5 protein-coding genes are annotated in these 4,330 nt (G+C 74.0%); all 5 read left to right on the top strand.

Annotated elements, in window-relative coordinates:
• A partial coding sequence (locus ACYVE9_RS17260; RefSeq protein WP_461028765.1) for a PUA domain-containing protein occupies positions 1 to 280 on the top strand: 280 nt, incomplete at its 5' end.
• 196 nt (positions 281 to 476) lie between these two features.
• Entirely contained in the window at positions 477 to 869 is a 393-nt protein-coding gene (locus tag ACYVE9_RS17255; RefSeq protein ID WP_461028766.1) for a hypothetical protein, read from the top strand.
• Positions 870 to 1,079: 210 nt separating this feature from the next.
• A complete protein-coding gene (locus ACYVE9_RS17250; protein ID WP_461028764.1) occupies positions 1,080 to 2,345 on the top strand; it encodes a glutamate-5-semialdehyde dehydrogenase in 1,266 nt (421 codons plus the stop codon).
• Positions 2,346 to 2,538: 193 nt separating this feature from the next.
• A complete protein-coding gene (locus tag ACYVE9_RS17245; protein WP_461028763.1) occupies positions 2,539 to 3,138 on the top strand; it encodes an SCO2584 family spore wall biosynthesis protein in 600 nt (199 codons plus the stop codon).
• A gap of 78 nt (positions 3,139 to 3,216) precedes the next feature.
• Entirely contained in the window at positions 3,217 to 4,308 is a 1,092-nt protein-coding gene (locus tag ACYVE9_RS17240) for an SCO2583 family membrane protein (RefSeq protein ID WP_461028762.1), read from the top strand.
• Positions 4,309 to 4,330 lie beyond the last annotated feature (22 nt).

Genomic DNA, 4,330 nt, shown 5'->3' with positions numbered 1-4,330 from the left:
CCTCGTCCTGGACGACGGCGCGGTGGCCGCCGTCGTCCAGCGCCGCACCTCGCTGCTGCCCGCCGGGGTGGAGCGCGTCGAGGGCGACTTCTCCGCCGGCGACCCCGTCGAACTGCGGGACCTGCGGGGGCGGGCGGTCGCCCGCGGGCTGGTCAACTTCGACGCGAGGGAGATCCCCCAGCTGCTCGGTCGCTCGACGCGGGAGCTGGCCCGCGAGCTGGGCCCGGCCTACGAACGGGAGATCGTGCACCGGGACGACCTGGTCGTGCTGTCGTCCTGACGTCCGACCCGTCACCGTCACAGGTGTGCGGGTCCGGTAAAAGTCCAGCCTTTCCACGGACACCTTCATGAAAACGGCCCCAAAGGCGTCCGTGGGCTGGTCAACTTTGTTCCGCAAGGACGTATGCCAGCACCAGACCAGGAGGCCGCCGGTGAGACGACTGGCCAGCGTCGGCACGGGCTCTCCCCGCGGAGCGGTGACCCGGCCGATCCAGCCGAACGCGGAGTTCCGGGCGGACAGCGACGAGGTGTCACGGCTGTGGCACGTCACTCTGAGCGTCTCCGGCGCCGAAGCGCCGCTCGCCGAGGTGCGGCGCGCCCTGGAACAGCTCGCACACGACCATCCCTTTCTGCTGACCAGCCGCTACGCCAACGACCACGCGGAGATCCGCTACTGGGAGGAGGCGCGGGACCTCCACGACGCCGCCGCCGTCGCACTGCGGCTGTGGGGTGAGCACCGGGTCTCGGCGAAGCTGCCGCCGTGGGAGATCGTCGGGCTGGAGGTCATCGACCGCCCCACCTACCACCAGCGCATCGCGGAGGGGTACGGTCCGCCGCCTGCTGTCTCGCTCGGCGTGCATCCCTTCTGACGCCACGACCTGTTCGGCTGCTTCCCGTCTTCCGTACCTTCCGCCGCCTGCCGCGACGCCGCCCGTCCCGGCTCTCCATCGCGGCGGGCGGCCCCGGGCGCCGCTGTGCCCCCCGGGCCGGCCTCCGGCGGGTGCGGACGCCGTCCACCGGCTGTCTCGACGGGTGGACCTCACGCCGGGAGGCGTCCGCCGGCTGGCTACCCTGCTGGTATGAGCAGCGCACCGCAGACCTCACCCGTACTGGACACCGCCCGCCGCGCGAGGACGGCCGCCGCCGCCCTCGCGCCGCTGCCGTGCACCACCCGGGACGCCGCGCTGCTGGCGGTCGCCGACGCGCTCGTCACCCGAACGGGCGAAATCACCGAAGCCAATCAGCGTGACGTGGACCGGGCCCGCGCCGCCGGCACACCGGACGCGATCGTCGACCGCCTCACACTGACCCCCGAGCGCATCGCGGCCATCGCCTCGGACGTGCGGGACGTGGTGGCTCTGCCCGACCCGGTCGGTGAGGTCGTGCGCGGCTCCACGCTGCCCAACGGCCTGGAACTCCGCCAGGTGCGGGTGCCGCTCGGCGTGGTCGGCATCATCTACGAGGCCCGGCCCAACGTGACCGTCGACGCCGCGGCACTGTGCCTGAAGTCCGGCAACGCCGTGCTGCTGCGCGGCTCGTCCTCCGCCTACGCCTCGAACACCGCCCTGGTCGAGGTGCTGCGCGACGCGGTGCGGAGCGCCGGACTGCCGGCGGACGCGGTGCAGCTGGTGCCCGGGGAGTCCCGGGACAGCGTCACCGAGCTGATGACGGCACGCGGCCTGGTGGACGTGCTCATCCCGCGCGGCGGCGCGTCACTGATCAAGACCGTGGTGGAGGGCTCGACCGTGCCCGTCATCGAGACCGGGGTCGGCAACTGCCACGTGTACGTCGACGAGCTGGCCGACCTGGACATGGCGGTGGACATCCTCGTCAACTCCAAGGCGCAGCGACCCAGCGTGTGCAACGCCGCCGAGACCGTGCTGGTGCACGCCGGGATCGCCGACGCGTTCCTGCCCCGCGCACTGGCGGCCCTGGCCGCCGCGGGCGTCACCGTGCACGGGGACAAGGCGTGGCAGCAGGCCGACGCGTCGGTGGTCGCCGCCACCGACGAGGACTGGGCCACCGAGTACCTCTCCTACGACATCGCCGCCGCCGTCGTGCCCGACCTGGACGCCGCCGTCGCCCACATCACCCGCTGGACGTCCGGGCACACCGAGGCGATCGTCACGCGGGACACCGCTGCGGCCCGGCGTTTCGTCTCGCTGGTCGACTCCACCGCGGTCATGGTGAACGCGTCCACCCGCTTCACCGACGGAAGCCAGTTCGGCTTCGGCGCGGAGATCGGGATCTCCACCCAGAAGCTGCACGCCCGCGGACCGATGGGCCTGCCCGAGCTGACCTCCACCAAGTACGTCGTCACCGGCGACGGCCACACCCGCCCCTGAGCCGCCCGCTCGCCCCTGGCCGCCCGTCTCCCCGAGCCGTCCGCCGCCTCGTGCCGCGGGCGGCCCGAGGCGCGCAGCCCGAGCCACCTGCGGCGGAACCCGCGTACGGCCGGACCTGCCTGGCCCGGACCGGCTGCGCACTAATTCGGCTTCCCCCTGCCGTCACCGCCCCGACCGGTCTACGCTGGTTCACATGCCGGACGAGGTGGGAGGCCAGCCGTTCCCGGACGGCGAGGAGCCCGAGAACCGCGAGCAGGGTGCGGCGGACGACGTGTTCGCCTCCCTGGTACTCGACGAGGAGTTCGTGCGGACCGCTGCGGTCCACGAGCCCAGCGCCGAGGAGCGCATGCTGGCCGCCGCCCAGGCCCGGGCCGAGGCGGAGGCGCAGCAGCTCTTCGAGGACGGCCTGGGCCACCACCACCCCGAGGGCGACTACGGCCCGGTGGGCGGATACGTCTACGGAGACCCTGACGACGAGCGGCGCTTCGCCCGGGAGGACCCGGAGTACGCCGAGTACGCCTGGGAGCGGGAGAGCCGTTCGCCCCCGCTCCGGGGCCCCATCCGCTGGCAGCGGCCGGTGGCCTGGGTGCTCGCCGTGGTGATGGGCGTCGGCATGGTCGCCATGGCCTTCGCCGCCGTCTACCGCGGTTCGTCGGGGGAGCCGGAGGAGTCCGGTCCGCCCCCTGCCACCAGAGAGCTCGGCGCCACCCAGGAGGCGCCGTCCGGCGGGCTGCTCCCGGTGTCCGCGGGCAGCGGCGTGCCGGTCTCCGCCGCCGAGTCCGGCGGCGGTTGACCGGGCGGTCCGCACCTGGCGCCAAGTCGCCCGGAGCCGGAGCGTTTACGACCGCGCCGGCGCGCCTACCCTGTTCGTATGACCGGGCGTGGAAACCCTCCTGAGGGCTCGCCTTCGGGAGCAGGCGATGACGACGAATTCCGATCCACGGTGTTCGACGAGACCTTCATCCGGGGTGCCCGCCTCCAGGAGTTCTCCGCGCGGGAGCGGCTCGAGGACCACCGGGAGACCCCGGTCCGCGACCTGCCCGCGTCCGCGGTCCGTGTACTGCCCGCCGGGCGCCGTCCCACCGGCCAGGGCATCGTCTTGGTGCTGCTCATCGTGCTGGCCTTCGGGGCCGCTATCTACATGGGAGTCAGCGCCCCCTACCAGGAGCCCCTCGTCCGCCCGGTCCAGCCGATGCGGGCCACCGTCGTACCGCTCGCGCCGCAGGGGGACGTGCCGGGGGCCGACCCGGCGACCCTGTTCGAGAACAGCCCGGCAGCCGCGTTCGGAACGGGCGCGGAGGGCATCACCCTGCCGGCGGCCGAGGGCACGGACCGTTTCACCGCCGAGCAGGTCCTCGCCGCGCTCGCAGCGGCCAAGGAGTACCTCGTCGAGTCGTCGCTGGCCCCCGGGGTGCTCACCGGCGGGGCCGAGGAGCCGGTGCGCAGACTGCTCCACCCCGTTCAGCACCCGCAGTTCGACCGCAGCATGCGCAATCCGGCGGCCGACGGAAGGCACGCGGCGACGGGCTGGCTGGTGCGGTTCGACGCGGGCCGGGTCGCGCTCGCCGATCCGGGGGTGCGGGTGCGCGGCACGCTGACCGTCTCCCAGGCGGGCCGGAACGCGCTGGAGGTCACCGCCGACCACGTCTTCGTGTACGCCCTGCGGCCCGCGGACGCCGCGCCGCGGGAGCCGGCCGCGCTGTTCACCGTCCGGCGTGAGGTGCGCATGCACTTCGAGCGTGAGGACCTGCGGGAACGCCGGCTGACCGTGGAGCACAGCCTCACCCAGGCCGGCCCGCTGCCCTGCGGCGGTGCCGTGCACGACCGGCTGAGCCCGCTGCTGGCCGGTGAGGACGCCGCGGCGGACGCCTCGGCCGGGACCGACCCGTACGACTCCGCGGGCGGCAGCGCGGCGCTGTGCGGGGTGCTGGACGACTCCGTGCAGCCCCGCCTGCCCGACTGACGGCCGCCGGCCCGGCTCCGGA

It is taken from the genome of Streptomyces sparsus, from assembly GCF_054776295.1.
The sequence above is the reverse complement of the archived record's forward strand: the minus strand, read 5'-3'. Positions and strand labels throughout refer to the sequence as shown.

What these genes read in the sequence shown, in the direction of transcription:
- ACYVE9_RS17250 (WP_461028764.1), top strand. Translation starts at nt 1,080, where the DNA reads ATGAGCAGCGCACCGCAGACCTCACCCGTACTGGACACCGCCCGCCGC.
- ACYVE9_RS17245 (WP_461028763.1), top strand. Translation starts at nt 2,539, where the DNA reads ATGCCGGACGAGGTGGGAGGCCAGCCGTTCCCGGACGGCGAGGAGCCC.
- ACYVE9_RS17240 (WP_461028762.1), top strand. Translation starts at nt 3,217, where the DNA reads ATGACCGGGCGTGGAAACCCTCCTGAGGGCTCGCCTTCGGGAGCAGGC.